Raw genomic sequence first — 18278 nt, 5'->3', positions numbered from 1 at the left:
TCTCCAAAGCGTTAACGTCCGAGTTACTTCTCACACGGAGAACTCGTGGCCCGCTTCATTACCCTGACAACAGACTTCGGCGTCAGCGACTACTACGTTGGCGCGATGAAGGGCGTCATTTACAACATCAATCCGTCGGCCACCGTGGTGGACATTTCGCACTCGGTGCAGTCGTACGACTTGCTGGATGGCGCGCTGACGATCGCGCAGGCGTATTCCTATTGGCCAAAGGACACGATCCACGTCGTGGTTGTGGATCCGGGCGTGGGAACCAGCCGGCGGCCGATCCTGGTGAGCGCGGGGACACATTTCTTCGTGGCGCCGGACAACGGCGTGCTTTCGCTCGTCTATGACCGCGAAGAACGCATCACGGCGCGACATATCACCTCGTCGCACTACTTCGTGCAGCCTGTGAGCCAAACCTTCCATGGCCGCGACGTGTTCGCACCGGTAGCGGCGTGGATGAGCAAAGGCGTGGAGCCGATTAAATTCGGCGAGGCCGTCGACGATTATCTCCGCTTCGCGGCGCCCCGTGCCAAGGCCGGCGAAGGCAACGAGGTTCGCGGGATCGTGCTTAAGGTGGACAAGTTCGGCAGCCTCATCACCAATCTCATGCCCGCTGACGTCGGCGGGATTTTTGGCGGCGAGTTCCAGATCAAGGTGGGCAACGCGACGGTCACGAAGCTGCTTTCGAATTACGCGGAAGGCGCCAAGGGCGAGGCGTTCGCGATCATCGGCAGCGGCGGGTTTATAGAAATTTCCGTCAATCGTGGATCGGCAGCCCAAGCAGCGCAAGCGAATAAGGGAAGCGAAGTTGTGGTGAAGTTCGGCTAGGGGTTCTTCGGCTTCACCCTGGCGTACTGCTTCATCTCGCCCGTCCATTTCAAAAACTGCGCCATCTGTTTGCGCTCGCGCCACATAATTCCCCAAAACTCAAGAAAACCGATGTGCGTCATCTTGATGCCGCTATAGGTTTCCAGGCGCCATCGGAGATAGGGGCTGCGCCAGGGCGCGAGATGGTGGCCCTTGGTGGCGTTCCAGAGAAATCGGACGATGTTCCACATGCTTCAAATCAGTATTCCATATGCGAGAGAGCATTGGCGAGAGCGCTTCACTAAGGATGACAAGATAGAATGAAGTTCGATGAGTGAGGCGCGACAACTCGCCGAAGACCACTACTACGCAGCCCTCGATCTCTATGCCGATGGCAACGCCGAAGGTGCGATCGCGAAGTACCGGGAAGCGGTCGAGGCGGATGCGACTTTCGTTGATGCCCTGCACGGGTTGGCGCGTGTCTACCAGGACCTTTCGCGCTTTGATGAAGCAATCGCCACAGCCAAGCGGATTGCGGAAGTCGATCCCGACGACGTGCTGGCGCACACCTCTCTGTCGATTCTCTACCAGAAAAAAGGCATGATCCCGGAAGCGGAAGAAGAATCGAACCGCGCGCGCATTCTCGGCTGGAAGCAGCAATTGAAGCAGGGCAAGCAATAGCCGGGTTGCATAGTTACGCAACTGAATTCTGGCTCATTTCCTTACAAAAAAGCACAAATTCGCCACAGACTCAGGTACGTTCTGGCAATACCATTTAGGTAGCCAAATAAGCTTCGGATGCGTGTGTCGCGCGTATGAAAAATTGGTTCCTCGTATTTCTCATTTCCGTCGGATTTGCGGTGGCGCAGGATGCTGCCACCGCCAACACCAAAGCCGTGGGAACGGTGCAGTCCATCTCCGGAAGCACATTCACGCTGAAGAATGATGCGGGTGTCGAGACCAGCATCACGGTTTCCGACGCAACCAAGGTCCTGCGCAGCGAGCCCGGGCAAAAGAGCCTGAAGGAAGCCACGCCAGTGCAGTTCTCAGAGGCGCAGGTGGGCGATCGCGCGTTGGCGTCAGGTAAGGCTTCGGCGGACGGGAAGTCGATTGCGGCTTCGACCGTGGTGCTGATGAAGAAGGGCGACATCGCCAACAAGCAGGAGCAGGAGCGACAGGATTGGCAGCGCCGCAGTGTTGGCGGACTCGTCAGTGCAGTCGACGCAAACGCGGGCACAATCACGCTCTCGATGATGGCAGCGGGAGGCCAGAAGAAAGACGTCGTCGTACACACGACGCCGACCACGGTCGTCCGCCGCTACTCGCCGGATTCGGTCAAGTTTGACGATGCGACAAAGAGCACGCTGGCGGAAGTGAAGAAGGGCGACCAACTTCGCGCGCGCGGCAATAAGAACGCAGATGGAACCGACATCGCCGCCGAGGAAATCGTCTCGGGAAGCTTCCGCAGTGTTGCCGGCACCGTGCAATCGGTGGACAAAGAGAAGAACCGGGTTACCGTCACGGACCTGGCAACGAAGAAACCAGTCACGGTAACCATTGCCTCAGATTCGCAAATGCGCAAGCTGCCGGAGATGATGGCGCAACGTATCGCCGCACGACTGAAAGGAACTCCGACTGCGGGAGCAGCGGCGGGCGCGCCCGGGGCCGCAGCAACTACTGGAGCACCAGGCGCGGCCGGACAAGGCGCAAGACAGCCTGGCGCTGGTGGTGAGCAGTCGGCTCAAGGTGGCCAAGGAAACTGGGCCGGCGGCCAGGGTGGTGGAGCTCGCGGCGGTGGTGGCGACATGCTGCAACAGGTACTGAATCGAGCTCCGGTCGTCCAATTAACAGATCTTCAAAAGGGCGATGCCGTGATGATCGTGGCGACGGAAGGTTCGGCGAATTCCGCGCCCACGGTGATCACTCTGCTGTCGGGTGTGGATCCGATCCTGTCGGCTTCGCCGAAGGGCGGCGATACTTCCACGATCCTGTCGCCGTGGAACCTGGGCGGCAGTGGTGGTGGCGGAGATTTGGCGCAGTAAAAGAATCGCGATCGTTGGAGCCGCACAAGTGTGGCTGCGGGAGAAGAGTTAGCAATCGTATGCGAGTAAGACTGCTGTTTTTTTTCTTTTTGATTTTGTCGCTGGCTTCAGCGATGGCGCAGACCACAACAGGTTCACTGCGCGGAAGAGTTACGGACCCATCGGGTGCGGTGGTGCAGAACGCGACAGTTACGGCGTCCACGGCTGATGGCAAACAATCCTCTGCAAAGACGAATGCGCAGGGCGCCTACGAAGTGCATGGACTCGCCCCCGGATCGTACACCGTAACTATCACCGCAAAGGGTTTCGCCGACGACACCGAGTCTGCCGTGAACGTCACGGCCGGCTTGCCGCAGCAACTCGATGTTGCGATGCAGATCGAGGTCGAGAAGCAACAGGTGCAGGTCCAGGAAGACACCAACGCCGTTGACACGTCCTCGACGAACAACGCTTCCGCGCTCGTTCTCAAGGGGAAAGATCTCGAGGCACTCTCCGACGATCCGGACGAACTCCAGAGTGAGCTGGAAGCTCTCGCCGGGCCCGCAGCCGGACCGAACGGCGGGCAGATGTACATTGACGGTTTCACTGGCGGCCAGTTGCCTCCCAAGGCTTCCATCCGCGAAATCCGCATCAACCAGAACCCGTTCTCGGCGGAGTACGACAAGCTCGGTTACGGTCGCATTGAGATCTTCACCAAGCCCGGCCTCGACAAGTTCCACGGCCAAGTCATGGTGATGGGCAATGACGACGCCTTTAACGCGACGAACCCATACGCAACGCAGAATGGCACGCCGATCCCGCCTTACCACAGCGAGCAGTACTCGTTTAATATCGGCGGCCCAGTCATTTCGAAGAAGGCATCGTTCTCGTTTAACTTCGAGCGGCGCAACATCACCGACCAGTCAATCGTATTTGCGCAGACGCTCGATCCCACGACCTACGATCCCCTGAACGTGAACGCAGCGGTCAATACGCCCCGCACCCGCACCAATATCAGCCCGCGCTTCGACTACCAGGTTTCTCAGAACAACACCCTTACTCTGCGCTACCAGTACTGGCTCGAAGAGGACACAAACAGCGGCATCGGCGGGTATTCATTGCCGACGGTTGCCTACAATTTGCGCAGCCCCGAGCACACCTTCCAGATCAGCGATACGCAGGTGTTGAACTCGCACGTCATCAACGAGACGCGGTTCCAATACGTGCGCGATCTCACTGAACAAACACCGCTCAACACCATTCCCCTGATCAATGTGCAGGGTGCATTCACTGATGGCGGCAATTCCAGCGGCTATTACAACGATCACCAGGACCGCTACGAGTTTCAGAACTACACCTCGTGGGTCCACGGCAAGCACATGTTCAAGTTCGGAGGACGCCTTCGCGCTACGCGTGAAGCCAGTTCGGTGAATTCGAACTTCAACGGGACGTACACGTTCTCGTCGCTGCAGTCATACGCGATCACGCAATATGGAATCGATCATGCCGGGCCCAACGGGCCTGACTGGGCGGCGATCCAGGCAATGTGCACACCGCCTCCGGGAAGCTCGATCACGCCGCAGCCCGATCAGTGCGGCGGCGCCAGCCAGTACTCGCAGACGTTCGGCACACCCGCCGTGGTTTCGACTTACTTTGATACGGGCCTGTACTTCCAGGATGAATACAAGCTGAAGCCGAACTTTACGCTGAGCTACGGCCTGCGCTGGGAGACCCAGAACGCGATCCACGATCACAGCGATTGGGCGCCGCGCCTCGGAATTGCCTGGGGTTTTGGAAAGAGCGGTAAGACCGTGCTGCGCGCCGGCTATGGCATGTTCTACGACCGCGTCGGGATTGGCTCGATTCTCAATACCGATCGCCTGAATGGCGTGCTGCAACAGCAGTACATTGTGCAGAGCCCGCAGTTCTTCGATTCCACGGCGCCGATCTGCGATGCGCAAGGCAATTGCAGTGTTCCAGGCGGGACTACGGCGCATGGCACGACCTACGAATTCGCTTCGCATTTGCGTGCGCCCTACACCATGCAGGCGGCGGCGAGCCTTGAGCGGCAACTTTGGAAGAATGCCACCGGTGCGCTGACTTACATCAACACCCGCGGCGTGCACCAGATGGTGCAGATCAACGCCAACGCGCCGTACTTCGACGACTACAACCCAGCCCTCGGAAATATCTATCAATATTTCAGTCAGGGCATCTTCAAACAGAACCAACTGATGGCGAACATCAATTGGCGCGCTGGCAGCCGGTACACAATCTTCGGAAACTACACTTACAGCCAAGCTCACGGCGACGTGAACAGCGGTGGCTTTGTTACCGATTCGGCGGACATCTCCGCGGACTATGGACGCTCCTCCTTCGATGTCCGGCACCGGATGATGTTCGGCGGAAGTATGGGCTTGCCGTGGCTCTTCCGCTTCAGTCCTTTCGTGATATGGAATTCCGGCGGACCTTACAACGTGGTGCTAGGCCAGGATTTCAACCTCGATTCGATCTACAACGATCGGCCGGCATTCGCGGGCGCCGTCAACAGCGGCAACTTGAAGATGACGCCATTTGGCTTGCTCGACCTCACGCCGTTACCAAGCGAAACGCTGGTGCCCATCAACTACGGGCAGGCCCCGGAGCAGTTCACCTTCAACATGCGCTTTGGCAAGACCTTCGGAGTCGGGCCGAAGCTTGAGAAGAAAGCTGCGAACGACGCCAATGCCGGCGGAGGGCAAGGTGGTCCCCCTGGCGGCCACATGCATGGACCGGGCGGCAATCCGTTCGGTGCTGGTGGCGGCGGCCGCGGTGGCGGCGGCGATGTCTCCGACCGGCGTTACAACCTGACCTTCAATGTGCTGGTACGGAACCTGTTCAACAATGTGAATCGCGCAGCTCCGGTTGGCAATGTGAACTCGCCGTTCTTCGGACAATCCACCGCGCTCGCCGGCGGACCATTCGGCAGCGGCGCGTATAACCGGCGTATCGATTTCCAGGTGCAGTTCGCGTTCTAAAGAATTTGGCCTGTTCTGCGCGATTGCTGAGTTCTCCTGGGCAACGTTCCTGCAGGCCGAGGTCTTCCAACCTGCATGCCCCATGTCCTGCTGGTGGAAGACAACCGCGCCGAAGCGGAACTGCTAGACGAATATCTTCAGCTCTACGGAATGGATGTAGAGCACGTCACCGACGGCAGTTTTGCCTTGGATGCCCTGCGCAACCATCGCCACCCTCTCGACGGCCTCGTACTCGACCTGAACCTGCCGTTCGTGAACGGTTATGAGATCCTGCGAACCCTGAAGCGTGAGCCCAAATTGCGCCCGAAGCGCGTCATTGTCACCAGCCACCTGAAGGCGAAAAACGAGATCGACGTCTGCATGTACATGGGTGCGGACGCATACGTCGCCAAGAATCCCGATCCCGTACTTTTCGCTAACGATCTCTGGCGGGCGCTTGCACCGGCTGAGAGCTAGTGACTTACAAGCGCTGAAACCGCGTACATCGCATCGAGCAGGTCTTGTGATTTCCCGTCGTAATCGCCACTGAGGTCCCACATAAACATTCCGCCAAAGTCCCGCGTCTTCAGAACGTAGTACGTCTTCAACGCGGTCGAGATCGGATCGTCGTAGCTAATCAGCCCATCCTTGCCGCCCGTGCCTTGATACAACAGGTACGGCGACTGCGCTGAGCCGTCCCAATAGCGCTTCCAGCCTTTCGCATTCACCCGCTGCTTGATGTACGTGCCGTAGTTCCACGACGGGGCAGCACTGCAATCGCCACTCGGACAGTAGTTCCAAAGCCGCCGCACGTTATCGAACTCATAGCCGTAGAACGCCGTGCCGATGTTCAGCTTCGCACGCGGCACTCCGTAGATCCCGTGAAACAGGTCCATCGAAGTCTTCAGGCTTCCCGCCTGCTCGGGGTCGTTCGGGTCCTGGTAGAGCGGAGAGTTCAGTCCGGCTTCGTCCATCCACGGCCCGGTGAAGTCGTAGGTCATCACGTTAATGAAGTCGAGAAGCGGCGCCAGTGCAGGGACATCGAAGCCTGTCCCATATCCGCGCGGATCCGAGGGAATCGCCATCGAGATCAACCAGCGTGGCGAGGGCAATTCATGACGGAGGGCTTCCATCAGCTGCGTGCAGTGCGTTGTGTCGTCGGGCGCGTTGGGAACCTCCCAGTCAATGTCCACACCGTCGTAGTCGTGCGCGACAAGGAATGCATGCAGGTTCTTCGCAAATGTATTGCGCAAATGCGCGCTGGCGGCGATGGTTGCGAACGCGGTGGCCTGTTCGGCATCGGCGCCGCCGATCGAGATCATTACTTTCACGCCGGCCTTATGTGCGTTGCGGGTCAGCGCAGGCTCGATCAGTTCGGGATCGATTTGCAGCGCGCCGTTTCCCGATGGATCGAGCAGCAGAAACGCATGCAGGATATGCGTGAGTTTGGTGTAGGGAATTTTCGACGCGTCGTACGCGGGCGTTTGGTCTTTCGCCCAATCGGGATAGTAGGCGAGCAGCCGCTTGCGCCCTGCCGCGAACGCGGGAAGCGATACAAAGACGATCAGTAACAACCCAAAAACTCGTTTCGCAAGCGTCATTGTTGCACCTCCGCCGAAAAGTGCGTGCCAGTGTACTTCCGCGTTTAAAACGATTCAATGGCTAATTCGGATTAGGTGAATTGCGTAGTTTGGGCAGGGTGAATCCCCGAGGGAAGGACATGACCCTGCGCGTAAACGGGCGTGTACTCTCACCTAGTACTCTTAACCCAATAACCTAGGGTGTTCTGTGAATTCAGAGTTCCTCCTTCTTCACGCATGATTACCCAGTTACGGACACAGAGCATTACATCGCGAACGTGAAGCGAGCGTGGCCGCTTAGCAGCGCTGAGACGCCTGCCAATTCTGATCCTCTTGGGGAGAGCACGAATGAAGACTCTTTTTGGGGCTGTATTGGTATTCTGCGCGGCCCTGGCCACCGGGGCGGGACAAAGTCCCATGCCTCCGAATCCCAGACCAGCCGCCATTGTCACCATCCTCCAGCCGACAGCGGCCAGCGGAGTTTCTCCGATTCCTATCGTTGCGACCGTGAACGCTCCGGTCTCAGTTCTTCAGCTCTATGTGGATGGCGTGAAATCGACCGAAGTACAAGGCACAACTTTGAACGTGTCGCTCGACTTGCCAGTGGGAGCCCACCGGATCGCGGTGCAGGCCTTGGGTTTCGGAGCCACCAGCGCTAAGTCGGTAAAGACCATCACGGTGACACCCCCACCCGGAACGACCCTGAGCAACCTTCATGAGTCCAGCGACTGGAAGACCTGCGGTAACTGCGGCAATCCGGGAGCCAAAGGCAAAGTCGCGACCTATTCAATGGTCCGCGGCATAACCACACCCGCCATCAATAACCTCTCAACGTCATCGCAGTTCAATATCGGGGGAGCGTTCCCGTACACAAACGGCTACTGGTGGCTCGAGCACACCGCTCCCAAGTCCAACCTGAAGAGCCTGGTTTACGACTTCTACCTGTACGTGCCGTCGGCGAGCGCGAAGTCTCCCCAGGCGATCGAGTTCGAATGTCAGCACACGCTGAGTGGATACATTCATAATTTTGCGTGGCAGGCCGACTACGCGAGCAAGAAGTGGCGCACCTTCGACTACACCAACAACACGTGGGTCGCGACCACGATTCCGTTCACCGGGTTCGCCCCCGACACCTGGCACCATATCGTTGCCGAGTACCACGAGGACGGGACTTCCAGCGTCCACGACGCGCTCACGATTGATGGCGTGCGCACGGCAGTGAACATCACGCGCGCCGCCACTTACAGCGGCCAGACCTGGGCGTCCTTCACCAACGGCTTCCAACTCGACCTGAACGGAGTTCCAACCAGTTACGCGGTTTACGTCGACAAAATGAACGTCAATTATCAGTAATCATGCGCTTTGCACGACCGGACGCGCCGCGAAACTGCGGCGCGTTTCCATTTTCCGTGGCCGAAAATTGTGACGTACGTCACGCTCGGTCGTGACCTACCGCATAGACCAGCATCGATGCGCACGGCAGAATGATGGCAACTTAATAAGAGCAGGCGGGGAGCGCAGGTCATAAACGACCGTAGTGCCCAGGTTGAATAGGCGATTCCAGGGAACGCCTTCTGGATGGAACATCGATTCCAGCACTCGCGGTTGAACTTCCGACCATCCTCCTACACCCCACAAGAGTTCTCCGCCTGCTTGTAGTACCTTCGGGCCCGCAGTAGATGTCACAGCGCAGGGGTTGAGGATGTCGTTTCCCGCACGCCGTTGCCACTTTGAAAAGTTCCCCCCTCTCCCCGCCACATCTCCGCTGGAAAACCCACTTATTCCGTTATACAAACGACCCCGAATCTGAGGAGGAAGTTATGTCCACGGTTGCGCCCGCACCCGGCGTTCAGAGTTACGTAGCCAAAGAAGAGCAGTACGACGCCCCGCAGATCGTGGTCAAAGAGGCCCTGCTCCAGCACTGGGACGAGGAATACGCGCGCTCGATCGCCGACAACGACGCCTTCTGGGGCGAATACGCGAAGAACTTTCGCTGGACCAAACCATTTCAAACAGTGAGCGAGGCGAACGGCGCGCACCACAAGTGGTTTCTCGGCGGCAAGACTAACATCACGCTAAACGCCCTCGATCGTCATGCGAAGTCGGAGCGCCGCAATCGAGTTGCTTACATCTGGCTCTGCGAAGACGGCTCAGAGCGGGTCGTGACTTATGGCCAGCTCTATCGCATGGTGTGCCGCTTCGCCAACGGCCTGCGTTCGATTGACGTCAACAAGGGCGATCGCGTTGTGATCTACATGCCGCTCACCATCGAATGCATCGTCGCGATGCTGGCATGCGCCCGTGTCGGTGCGATTCACTCGGTTGTCTATGCAGGTCTGGGTCACCAGGCACTTCGCGATCGCATTGAAGATGCGCAGGCGAAGGTCGTCATCGCCGGTGAATGTACCTATCGTCGCGGTAAGACGGTCGCGTTGAAACCGATCGTGGATGAAGCGATTGACGGCCTGGAGTTCGTTGAGCACGTCGTCGTGTACCAGCGCAGCAAGGGGCAATTCGAAGCCGCGAGCAGACGCGAGATCGATTTCTTCGCGCTGATGAAGTTTTCCTCGGAATGTCCGGCGGAAGAGATGGACGCCGAGGATCCGCTGTTCATCCTCTATACCTCGGGAACCACGGGAAAACCGAAGGGTGTGGTCCACGTCCACGGCGGATTCATGGTTGGCACCACCTATCACCTGCGCAGCTTCCTCGATATCGGCGAGCAGGACATTTTCTGGAACACTTCGGACACCGGCTGGATCGTTGGCCACTCCTACATCGTGTATGCGCCGCTCTGCGCGGGTGTCACCACTCTTTTGCGCGAAGGCGCGATTGATTATCCCGAACCCTCTGCGGCGTGGCAGATCATCGAGCGCTACGGCGTGACCAAGATGTTCACGGCGCCGACAGCCATCCGCATGTTTATGCGCTTCGGCGAATCGCTGCCGTTGTCTTACGACCTGACAACACTGCGCGTAGTCGCCTGCGCGGGCGAGCCGCTGAATCCCGAAGCTTGGCGCTGGGCGCAGACCTATATCGCCGGCGACGGCAAATGGGGATACGTCATTGATAACTGGTGGCAGACCGAACTCGGCGGTCCGACCCTTGGTACGCCCGTCACCAAGGCCATGCGCGCTGGTAAAGCTGGATTGCCGCTGCCCGGTGTCGAAGCCGACGTGGTGGACATGGAAGGGAAGCGTTCGCCCGATGGTGTGCAGGGCCGATTGATCTTGAAACGACCTTTCCCGCACATGATGCGCACAATCTGGAAGAACGACGCCCGCTGGGAACGCGAGTGGCAGGAGATCCCCGGCTGCTACATGACCGGCGACGTCGCCGTTCGCGACAAAGATGGCTACATCGCGGTGATCGGCCGCGCCGACGACGTGCTCAACGTCGCAGGCCACCGTATTGGTACCGCGGAAGTGGAAAGCGCCTTGGTTTCGCACCCGGCGGTTGCGGAAGCCGCAGCGATTGGCATCCCCGACGCGCTGAAGGGCGAGTCCATCAAGGCTTTCGTGCAGCTCCGCGCCGGCCACAACGCCAGCGACAACCTGAAAGCCGCGCTGGTGGACCACGTTCGCCGCGAACTTGGCCCGATCGCCACGCCGTCAGCGATTGACTTCGTTCCATCACTACCGAAAACACGAAGCGGCAAGATCATGCGCCGGTTGTTAAAGGCGCGTGAAACCGGAGCGGACATCGGCGATCTTTCGACACTGGAGCAGTAGCAGCTCGGGTTCAAGTACTCAGATTTATGCGGTCCGTTTTCCACGACGGGCCGCTTGTTTTAGTATTCCAAGCACGTCCGTAGTGGGGTAAATACAGGAAGGAACCCAGATCATGTCCTCAGCCACGCACTCCAATATTGATTCCATTCTTCAGGAAAATCGCAAATTCGAACCGCCTGCTGAGTTCAGCCGTCACGCCCACATCAAGTCGCTCGAGGAATACGAGAAACTCTACAAGCAGGCCGCTGACGACCCTGAAGGATTTTGGGCTGAAGTCGCGAAGGAACTGCACTGGTTCAAGCCGTGGACCAAAGTTCTGGAGTGGGACGCACCCTGGGCGAAGTGGTTCGTCGGCGCTGAGGCCAACCTTTCCTACAACTGTCTCGACCGCCACGTGCTCGGCGGACGCCGCCACAAGGCCGCGTTCATTTGGGAAGGCGAACCCGGCGACGTGCGCACGCTGACCTATCAGCAGCTCTGGCTCGAAGTGCAGAAGTTCGCCAACGTTCTGCTGGATCTTGGGATCAAGAAGGGTGATCGCGTTGCGATTTATATGGGTATGGTGCCGGAACTGCCCGTTGCGATGCTCGCCTGCGCGCGCATCGGCGCGACGCACTCCGTGATCTTCGGTGGCTTTTCGGCGAACGCGCTGGTGGACCGCATCACCGACCAGCAGGCCGTCGCCGTCATTACGCAGGATGGCTCATGGCGTCGCGGCAACGAAGTGAAGTTGAAAGTCGCAGTAGACGAGGCGCTGGAAAAGTGCCCAACCGTGAAACACGTCGTGGTCTATAAGCGCACGGCAAGCGCCATCAACATGAAAGAGGGTCGCGACCACTGGTGGCACGATCTCATGGCGAAGGCGAAGGACCACTGCCCCGCCGAGCCGCTCGACGCCGAGCATCCGCTCTACATCCTCTATACGTCGGGGACCACCGGCAAGCCGAAGGGAATCGTCCACACCACTGGCGGCTACGCAGTCGGCACCTACTACACGACCAAGATGGTCTTCGATCTCAAGGAAGACGATACCTTCTGGTGCACTGCCGATATCGGTTGGGTCACGGGCCACAGCTACATCGTTTACGGTCCGCTGCAAACCGGCGCCACGACGGTGATGTACGAAGGCGCGCCGAACTTCCCGGACCTCGATCGTTTCTGGGCGCTCGTCGCCAAGCACAAGGTCACCGTCTTCTACACCGCCCCGACCGCGATTCGCACCTTCATGAAGTGGGGCGCGGAATATCCCAACCGTCATGACATGAGCACTCTAAGATTGCTCGGCAGCGTTGGTGAGCCGATCAACCCCGAAGCCTGGATGTGGTACCGCGACGTCATCGGGAAAGATCGTTGTCCGATCGTTGATACCTGGTGGCAGACCGAGACTGGCGCCATCATGATCTCGCCGCTGCCTGGCGCGATCGCCACCAAGCCGGGTTCGGCGACCAAGCCGCTGCCCGGAATCATCGCGGAAGTCGTAACCCGTGCCGGCGAGAAAGTACCGCTCGGCTCGGGCGGGTTCCTCGTCATCAAGAAACCGTGGCCCTCGATGATGCGCACCATCTACGGCGATCCCGAGCGCTACAAGCACCAGTATTGGTCTGATATTCCGGGCGTGTACTTCACGGGTGATGGTGCTCGCGAAGACAAGGACGGCTACTTCTGGATCATGGGTCGCGTGGACGACGTGCTGAACGTCTCCGGCCATCGCCTGAGCACCATGGAAATCGAGTCCGCGCTGGTGGCACATCCGAAGGTCGCGGAAGCCGCGGTCGTTGGCCGCCCAGACGAGATGAAAGGTCAGGCAGTATCGGCGTTCGTCACGCTGGAATCCGGTAGCAAGCCCTCGCCTGAACTGAAGGAAGAACTCCGCGCCTGGGTAGCCAAGGAAATCGGTTCCATGGCGAAGCCCGATGACATCCGCTTTACGGACACGCTCCCCAAGACCCGCAGCGGCAAGATCATGCGCCGTCTGCTCCGTGAACTGGCAACGGGAGGCGATGTAAAGGGCGACACCACGACCTTGGAAGATTTCACCGTCATCGCCAAGCTCAAGGAAGATGAACAGTAGTAGACTGCGTAGGTTCAAAAACAGGCAAGGCGGGCACGTTCGAAACGCGTGCCCGTTTTCCTTAGCAGACAACTCGGCCCGCAATACTTGCATCCAACTGTCTTCTCGACAGTTGTGCCCCGTCTCATGAGTGGATTAAATCCTGAACTCGCTGCGCACGTCGATGCGTCCGAACACGCCATTCGTCTTCTCGCGCGCGAAAACAAAATTCTCGAGTTCATAGCGCGCGGCGCCTCTCTGGAGAAGGTGTTAACAGAGATTGCGCACGCCGCCGAGGAGTACTGCGACACCGAAGTTCGTTGCTCGATCCTCTTGCTCGACGAGTCAGGAACGCGCTTGATGCACGGCGCTGCGCCTAGCCTTCCCGATACATATAACAAGCTGATTCATGGCACCGCGATTGGTCCCGAAGTCGGCTCCTGCGGCAAGGCCGCGTTCTGCAAGAAGCCGGTTTTCGTCGAAGACATTGACACTGCGCCCTCCTGGTCCGCGCTGAAGCACCTCGCGTTGCCGCTTGGACTGCGCGGCGCCTGGTCCATGCCGATCTTTGCATCGAATGGCGATGTTCTTGGCACGCTCGGTATCTACACCCTTGAACCTGCGTCACCGACCGACCGGGCGCGCCAGGCTATCGATCTTCTCGCTCGCACTGCGGGCATCGCAATCGAGCGTCATCGCTCCGAATCGCAGCGGCTGCGCTATCAGAAACAAATTGAGACGCTCAACGACACGGGCATTCTCCTTGCTGCCGAGCGCGACCTCCACAAGATCGTGCAGGCGGCAACGGACACCGCGCGAGAATTCAGCGGTGCCGCTTTCGGAGCGTTTTTCTACAACGAAATCCGCGCCGATGGCGAGAGCTACATGTTGTACACGCTCTCTGGCGCACCCCGCGAAGCCTTCGAGAAATTTCCCATGCCGCGCAATACCGCCGTCTTCGGCCCAACGTTCGCCGGCGAAGGCACGGTGCGGCTGGCGGATGTGCGCAAGGATCCGCGATATGGCAAGAACGCTCCCTACCACGGCATGCCGGAAGGGCACCTGCCCGTGTGCAGCTATCTCGCGGTGCCGGTGGTTTCGCGCTCGGGGAAGGTGCTCGGCGGACTGTTCTTTGGCCATTCTGAGCCGAACCGGTTCACCCTGGAAGCACAGCACCTGGTCGAGAGCATCGCCGCGCAGGCAGCGGCCGCCATCGACAACGCACAGCTCAACGATCGTATTGCGAGACAGTTGGCTTCATCCGAGGAAGTGCAGCAGCGGCTCGCTATCGCCCAGCAGGCGGCGCAGCTCGCGACCTGGGAACTGGATTTCCGTACCGATGAAATCCGGTTCTCGCCGGGCAGCTGGCCGGTGTTCGGGTGCGACCCGTCGGAGATCAAGAGCCGCGCCGATTGGGAGCGTCAAATCCATCCCGACGACCGCGACATCGTCCGCAACGAGCTCGAGAGCTGCGTCCAGAATGCCAAAGCCTACTTCGTGGAGTATCGCGTCCAGAGCCCGCTCGGTGTGCGATGGGTGCAGGGGCGCGGCCACGTGGTGTATCACGCGGAAACCGCGCGCCCGGAGCGCCTGATCGTCCTCAGCATCGACATAACCGAACGCAAGCTTGCCGACGAAGCCCTGCGCATCAGCGACCAGAAGTTCCGCGAGGCGCAGAAGGCCGCCAACATGGGCACCTGGTTCTGGGACATCCCGACCGACAAAGTCACGTGGTCCATGGAGGTCCCTTCCTTCGACGCTGCAGTCTCCGCCGACCGGCTGAAGAACTGGGTGAACGCGGTCCACCCCGACGACCGCCCCGCCGTTGTTGCCGAACTCGATCGTGCGCTTCGTCAGGGCGGCCCCTTCAAGATCGAGCATCGCCTTATCAGGCAAGACGGCGCTCAGCGGTGGTCGTTCACGCAAGGCCAGATCATGCTGGGTGAGGATGGCACAGCGCTTTCGGGTCTCGGCATCACCATGGACACGACCGCGCGGCGCGAGGCGGAGACGGAACTCAAGCGTGCCGAGGAGCGCTTCAACCTCGCCGTGGACGCCGCTGACCTGGGCTTCTGGTATTGCGACTTGCCGTTCGACGTTCTCGGTTGGGATGAGCGCGTGAAGGAGCACTTCTGGTTGCCGCCCGACGCCAAAGTCACGGTCGACGATTTCTATCGGATCCTCCATCCCGAGGACCGCGAACGAACCCGCCAGGCGATCGAAACCTCCATCAACCAAAAGAAGCGTTACGACGTTGACCATCGCGCTGTCTCGCCGACAGGCGAGGTGCGCTGGGTGCGCGCGGTGGGCCGCGGGTTCTACGACGAGACCGGGAACCCGGTGCGCTTCGACGGCGTGACCATGGACATCACCGAGCGGCGCAAAGCGGAAGAGGCGTTGCGCAGTTCCGAGAAGCTCGCCGCGACCGGACGCCTTGCTGCGACCATCGCGCACGAGATCAACAATCCTCTCGAAGCGGTCACGAACTTCATCTATCTCGCCAAGACGACCGACGGCGTCTCAGACCAGGTTCGCTCCTATCTGGAGATTGCTGACCAGGAACTGGGCCGCGTATCGCACATCGCGCGGCAGACGCTCGGCTTCTATCGCGACAGCAGCGGCCCAATCCTGATGAGCGTTCCCGACATCGTGCAGGACGTCGTGAACCTCTACCAGCGCAAGCTGCTCTACAAGTCGCTCGAACTCAAGCTCGACGTGCAGTCGGACCTCACGATCCGCGGCCTCGCCGGCGAAATGCGCCAGGTGCTTGCGAATTTGCTCGTGAACGCGATCGACGCGTCGAACGACGGCGGCCGCATCTGGATCCGAGCGCGCCGCGTGGTAGACCTCAAGACCGGCGGCAAAGCGGTGCGGCTCACCGTGGGCGATTCAGGCATCGGCATGAATGAAGAAGTTCGCAAAAAACTTTTCACGCCGTTCTTCACCACCAAGTCCGACGTCGGCACCGGCCTCGGCCTGTGGGTCACGCGCGGCATGGTCGAGAAAGCGAAGGGAAGAATCCGGGTGCGCAGCCGCCAGGGGATTGGCACCGTTTTCTCCATGCTGTTTCCGTCAACGAAGTATCCGCCGCCGTCGGTGCAGCCGGCGTGAAGCTGCGCTAGAATTCCGCTCCGAGGCTGAGCGATGGCGCAGTTCAATTCCTACGACGAGTTCTTCGTCTTCTACCTGCAGCAGCACAAAAATCCCGCCAACCGCGCCCTGCACGCAACCGGCACTTCGCTCGGCATCCTCACCGTCATTCTCGCGTTCGCCTTAGGCCATCCGTGGTGGGCGTTCTTGTGGCTCCCCATCGCGTACGGTTGCGCCTGGACCGGCCACTTCCTGCTCGAGAAGAACAAGCCCGCGACCTTCGGCTATCCGTTCTGGTCGTTCATCAGCGATTTTCGGATGCTCTGGCTGATGATGACCGGGCAGCTTGGGAAGTGGATGGCGAAGGGAATTTGAGGGTACCCCCTCCCCCCTCGAGAATTGCAAAATCTTCAAAACGCGAGATTAGCTAGGTCTCTATACACTTGGCTCACAATCTGCGTTACGCTCTGGATCGCCGTGACAGGGTTAACGCTTTTGATCTCCGCACCATTCATCCGTGCAGTTGTGAACGGGGCACGGATTAACGAGCGTAGCAGTGGGCTCTTTGGGAGGAGTTGGAAGCCAAGTGAGTTGGTCGCAAAACTGCGTGATGTGCGAGCGGGAGCGGTCAAACACATCGTCATACTTCATCCAACCGTAGATGACGCTGCGCCTCTGGGTCATGCGCAGGGGTATAGCGTAAGAGTCGCTTTGTGGAGCATAGAACCCCCGGATGCTCTCGTTGTCGGTGACTATATTCCCATTCGCGTCTCGATCCGGGAATCGGAAATCACTAGGGAGTTCTCCCTGAATGATGTTGACGTGATATCTAGCGTTGACGGCTGGAGTGTTGCCGCTATTCCTCCACTTCAGAGAGAGCAGCAGCGATTGGATATTTCCCTTGGCGTCGGCCTCATTGAGTCCCTGATATCCACCATTAGAAACAAATGCGCGCTGCACGGATTCCAGCGATGTACGGCTGATTTTGGTCTGTTCAATCATTTGCCGCAATTGGCAGAAATAGATGGCGAGCGCGAGAAGGCCAATAACTCCAAGTATGACTTGAGTCGCCAGCATCGCGACGTGCACCCAATGAATTTCACCAGCAAGAGTCTTTGCGTTCTGATCTTTATTCTCGGTCTCTCGTGTGCCACTTTCGGTCATTGGCTAATCCTCTATAAGGGAAAATACTTCTTGGGGATTTTCGGATGGGGCGTCGCGGCGTTTCTAATTTATCTTGCCGTGACAGGGCTAATCTGCGGATTCGCCGACTGGGCCCCCGTCAAAAAACCGTACCTTTTCTTTGGGGACAGACCGACCATTCATGATCGGCTGAGATTTCCCATTAGCGCCGACTTCCACGACCAGGTACGAAAAGGCGGTTTGTTTGTGTTCGGTTGGGTTGATGGTGTAGTCAACGCAACCGACGACGTTGAGCAGTACGGTTCCTTGGGGAAACCCCTCAAACTTAGCCTGAAGCTTATCCTTTGTGAGTTGAGCCATGAATGGTCTTGGCTCTGGTTCTCCGGGAAAGAGGGCTCTTCCCCACCCATTCACGATTGGCTCGGATTTAGGGCAAAGTCGTCGCTGAATTTCTACAACATTAGGGCCATTCGCGTTCACTACCTCGACTCGTACATCGACGTTGGTCGCGGGAGAATGGCCGACGTTCTGGATCACGATGGTGAATCCTACTTCAGCCCCAATATTGTCGAAAATAATGGGGCCCAGATTCCGTCATCTTGGCCTTGACCCAAGGGCGCGTCGTCGCTTCCGTTTGAGCCCTAAGTTGCTCGGTTTGAGTTTTCATTTGGGAGAGTTGTCCACTAGCGACGTGCGCATAATAGCCAGCGGCAATAACAGCCCCCCAAGATCCGAGGACAAGCAAAATCTGGAGAGTTACGTTAATTCCAAAGTGCTTCTCGTCGCGGGTTCGATTCTCTCTGCGCTCTGTCTTTCCAGCCCCTATTTCGTCTTTGTCCGCTATATCGATAAGA

Annotated in this window: 13 protein-coding genes; 11 read left to right on the top strand and 2 right to left on the bottom strand. The window is 58.8% G+C overall.

Translation table 11 applies throughout. The features are described from left to right. Nucleotides 1–45 precede the first annotated feature (45 nt). Nucleotides 46–834: an SAM hydrolase/SAM-dependent halogenase family protein gene (locus tag ACID345_RS18260; RefSeq protein WP_011524329.1), complete on the top strand. Its 789-nt coding sequence runs from the start codon at nt 46–48 to the stop codon at nt 832–834. Here the strand turns inward: ACID345_RS18260 and ACID345_RS18255 are convergent. Beyond that, nucleotides 831–1064, bottom strand: a complete 234-nt coding sequence (locus tag ACID345_RS18255; RefSeq protein WP_011524328.1) for a hypothetical protein — start codon at nt 1062–1064, stop codon at nt 831–833. The two genes, ACID345_RS18260 and ACID345_RS18255, sit on opposite strands and share 4 nt — an antisense overlap. Before the next feature lie 79 nt (nt 1065–1143). Between ACID345_RS18255 and ACID345_RS18250 the strand changes: the two genes are divergently transcribed. The 4 genes from ACID345_RS18250 (at nt 1144) to ACID345_RS25765 (ending at nt 6307) form a co-directional block, all read left to right on the top strand. Further along, nucleotides 1144–1494, top strand: a complete 351-nt coding sequence (locus ACID345_RS18250) for a tetratricopeptide repeat protein (RefSeq protein ID WP_011524327.1) — start codon at nt 1144–1146, stop codon at nt 1492–1494. A gap of 134 nt (nt 1495–1628) precedes the next feature. After that, nucleotides 1629–2855 (top strand): DUF5666 domain-containing protein, encoded by a 1227-nt coding sequence (locus ACID345_RS18245; protein ID WP_011524326.1) that lies wholly within the window; start codon nt 1629–1631, stop codon nt 2853–2855. 59 nt (nt 2856–2914) lie between these two features. After that, nucleotides 2915–5851, top strand: a complete 2937-nt coding sequence (locus ACID345_RS18240; RefSeq protein WP_049761961.1) for a TonB-dependent receptor — start codon at nt 2915–2917, stop codon at nt 5849–5851. A gap of 75 nt (nt 5852–5926) precedes the next feature. Beyond that, complete coding sequence (locus ACID345_RS25765) at nt 5927–6307, top strand: response regulator transcription factor (protein WP_011524324.1); 381 nt, start codon at nt 5927–5929, stop codon at nt 6305–6307. Here ACID345_RS25765 and ACID345_RS18230 read toward each other — a convergent pair. Beyond that, nucleotides 6304–7431, bottom strand: coding sequence for a glycoside hydrolase family 18 protein (locus ACID345_RS18230; protein WP_011524323.1), 1128 nt, complete (start codon nt 7429–7431; stop codon nt 6304–6306). The two genes, ACID345_RS25765 and ACID345_RS18230, sit on opposite strands and share 4 nt — an antisense overlap. Nucleotides 7432–7758: 327 nt before the next feature. Between ACID345_RS18230 and ACID345_RS18225 the strand changes: the two genes are divergently transcribed. From ACID345_RS18225 to ACID345_RS27020, 6 genes are all read left to right on the top strand, one after another. After that, nucleotides 7759–8763 (top strand): hypothetical protein, encoded by a 1005-nt coding sequence (locus tag ACID345_RS18225; protein ID WP_011524322.1) that lies wholly within the window; start codon nt 7759–7761, stop codon nt 8761–8763. Nucleotides 8764–9230: 467 nt separating this feature from the next. Next, the gene (gene acs, locus ACID345_RS18220) at nt 9231–11141 is read left to right on the top strand and encodes an acetate--CoA ligase (RefSeq protein ID WP_011524321.1); all 1911 of its coding nucleotides are present in this window, start codon (nt 9231–9233) and stop codon (nt 11139–11141) included. A 112-nt stretch (nt 11142–11253) separates the two neighbouring features. Then, nucleotides 11254–13212 (top strand): acetate--CoA ligase, encoded by a 1959-nt coding sequence (gene acs / locus ACID345_RS18215; protein WP_011524320.1) that lies wholly within the window; start codon nt 11254–11256, stop codon nt 13210–13212. Nucleotides 13213–13338: 126 nt separating this feature from the next. Next, nucleotides 13339–16302 carry a GAF domain-containing sensor histidine kinase gene (locus ACID345_RS25760; protein ID WP_011524319.1) on the top strand — a complete coding sequence of 988 codons (2964 nt, stop codon included), beginning with the start codon at nt 13339–13341 and terminating at the stop codon, nt 16300–16302. A 33-nt stretch (nt 16303–16335) separates the two neighbouring features. Continuing rightward, nucleotides 16336–16656 (top strand): DUF962 domain-containing protein, encoded by a 321-nt coding sequence (locus ACID345_RS18205; RefSeq protein WP_011524318.1) that lies wholly within the window; start codon nt 16336–16338, stop codon nt 16654–16656. A gap of 216 nt (nt 16657–16872) precedes the next feature. Beyond that, on the top strand, nt 16873–18033 hold the full coding sequence (locus ACID345_RS27020) for a hypothetical protein (RefSeq protein WP_187148853.1): 1161 nt from the start codon (nt 16873–16875) through the stop codon (nt 18031–18033). Nucleotides 18034–18278 lie beyond the last annotated feature (245 nt).

Source organism: Candidatus Koribacter versatilis Ellin345, assembly GCF_000014005.1.
GTDB classification, from domain to species: Bacteria; Acidobacteriota; Terriglobia; order Terriglobales; family Acidobacteriaceae; genus Korobacter; species Korobacter versatilis_A.
The sequence above is the reverse complement of the archived record's forward strand: the minus strand, read 5'-3'. Positions and strand labels throughout refer to the sequence as shown.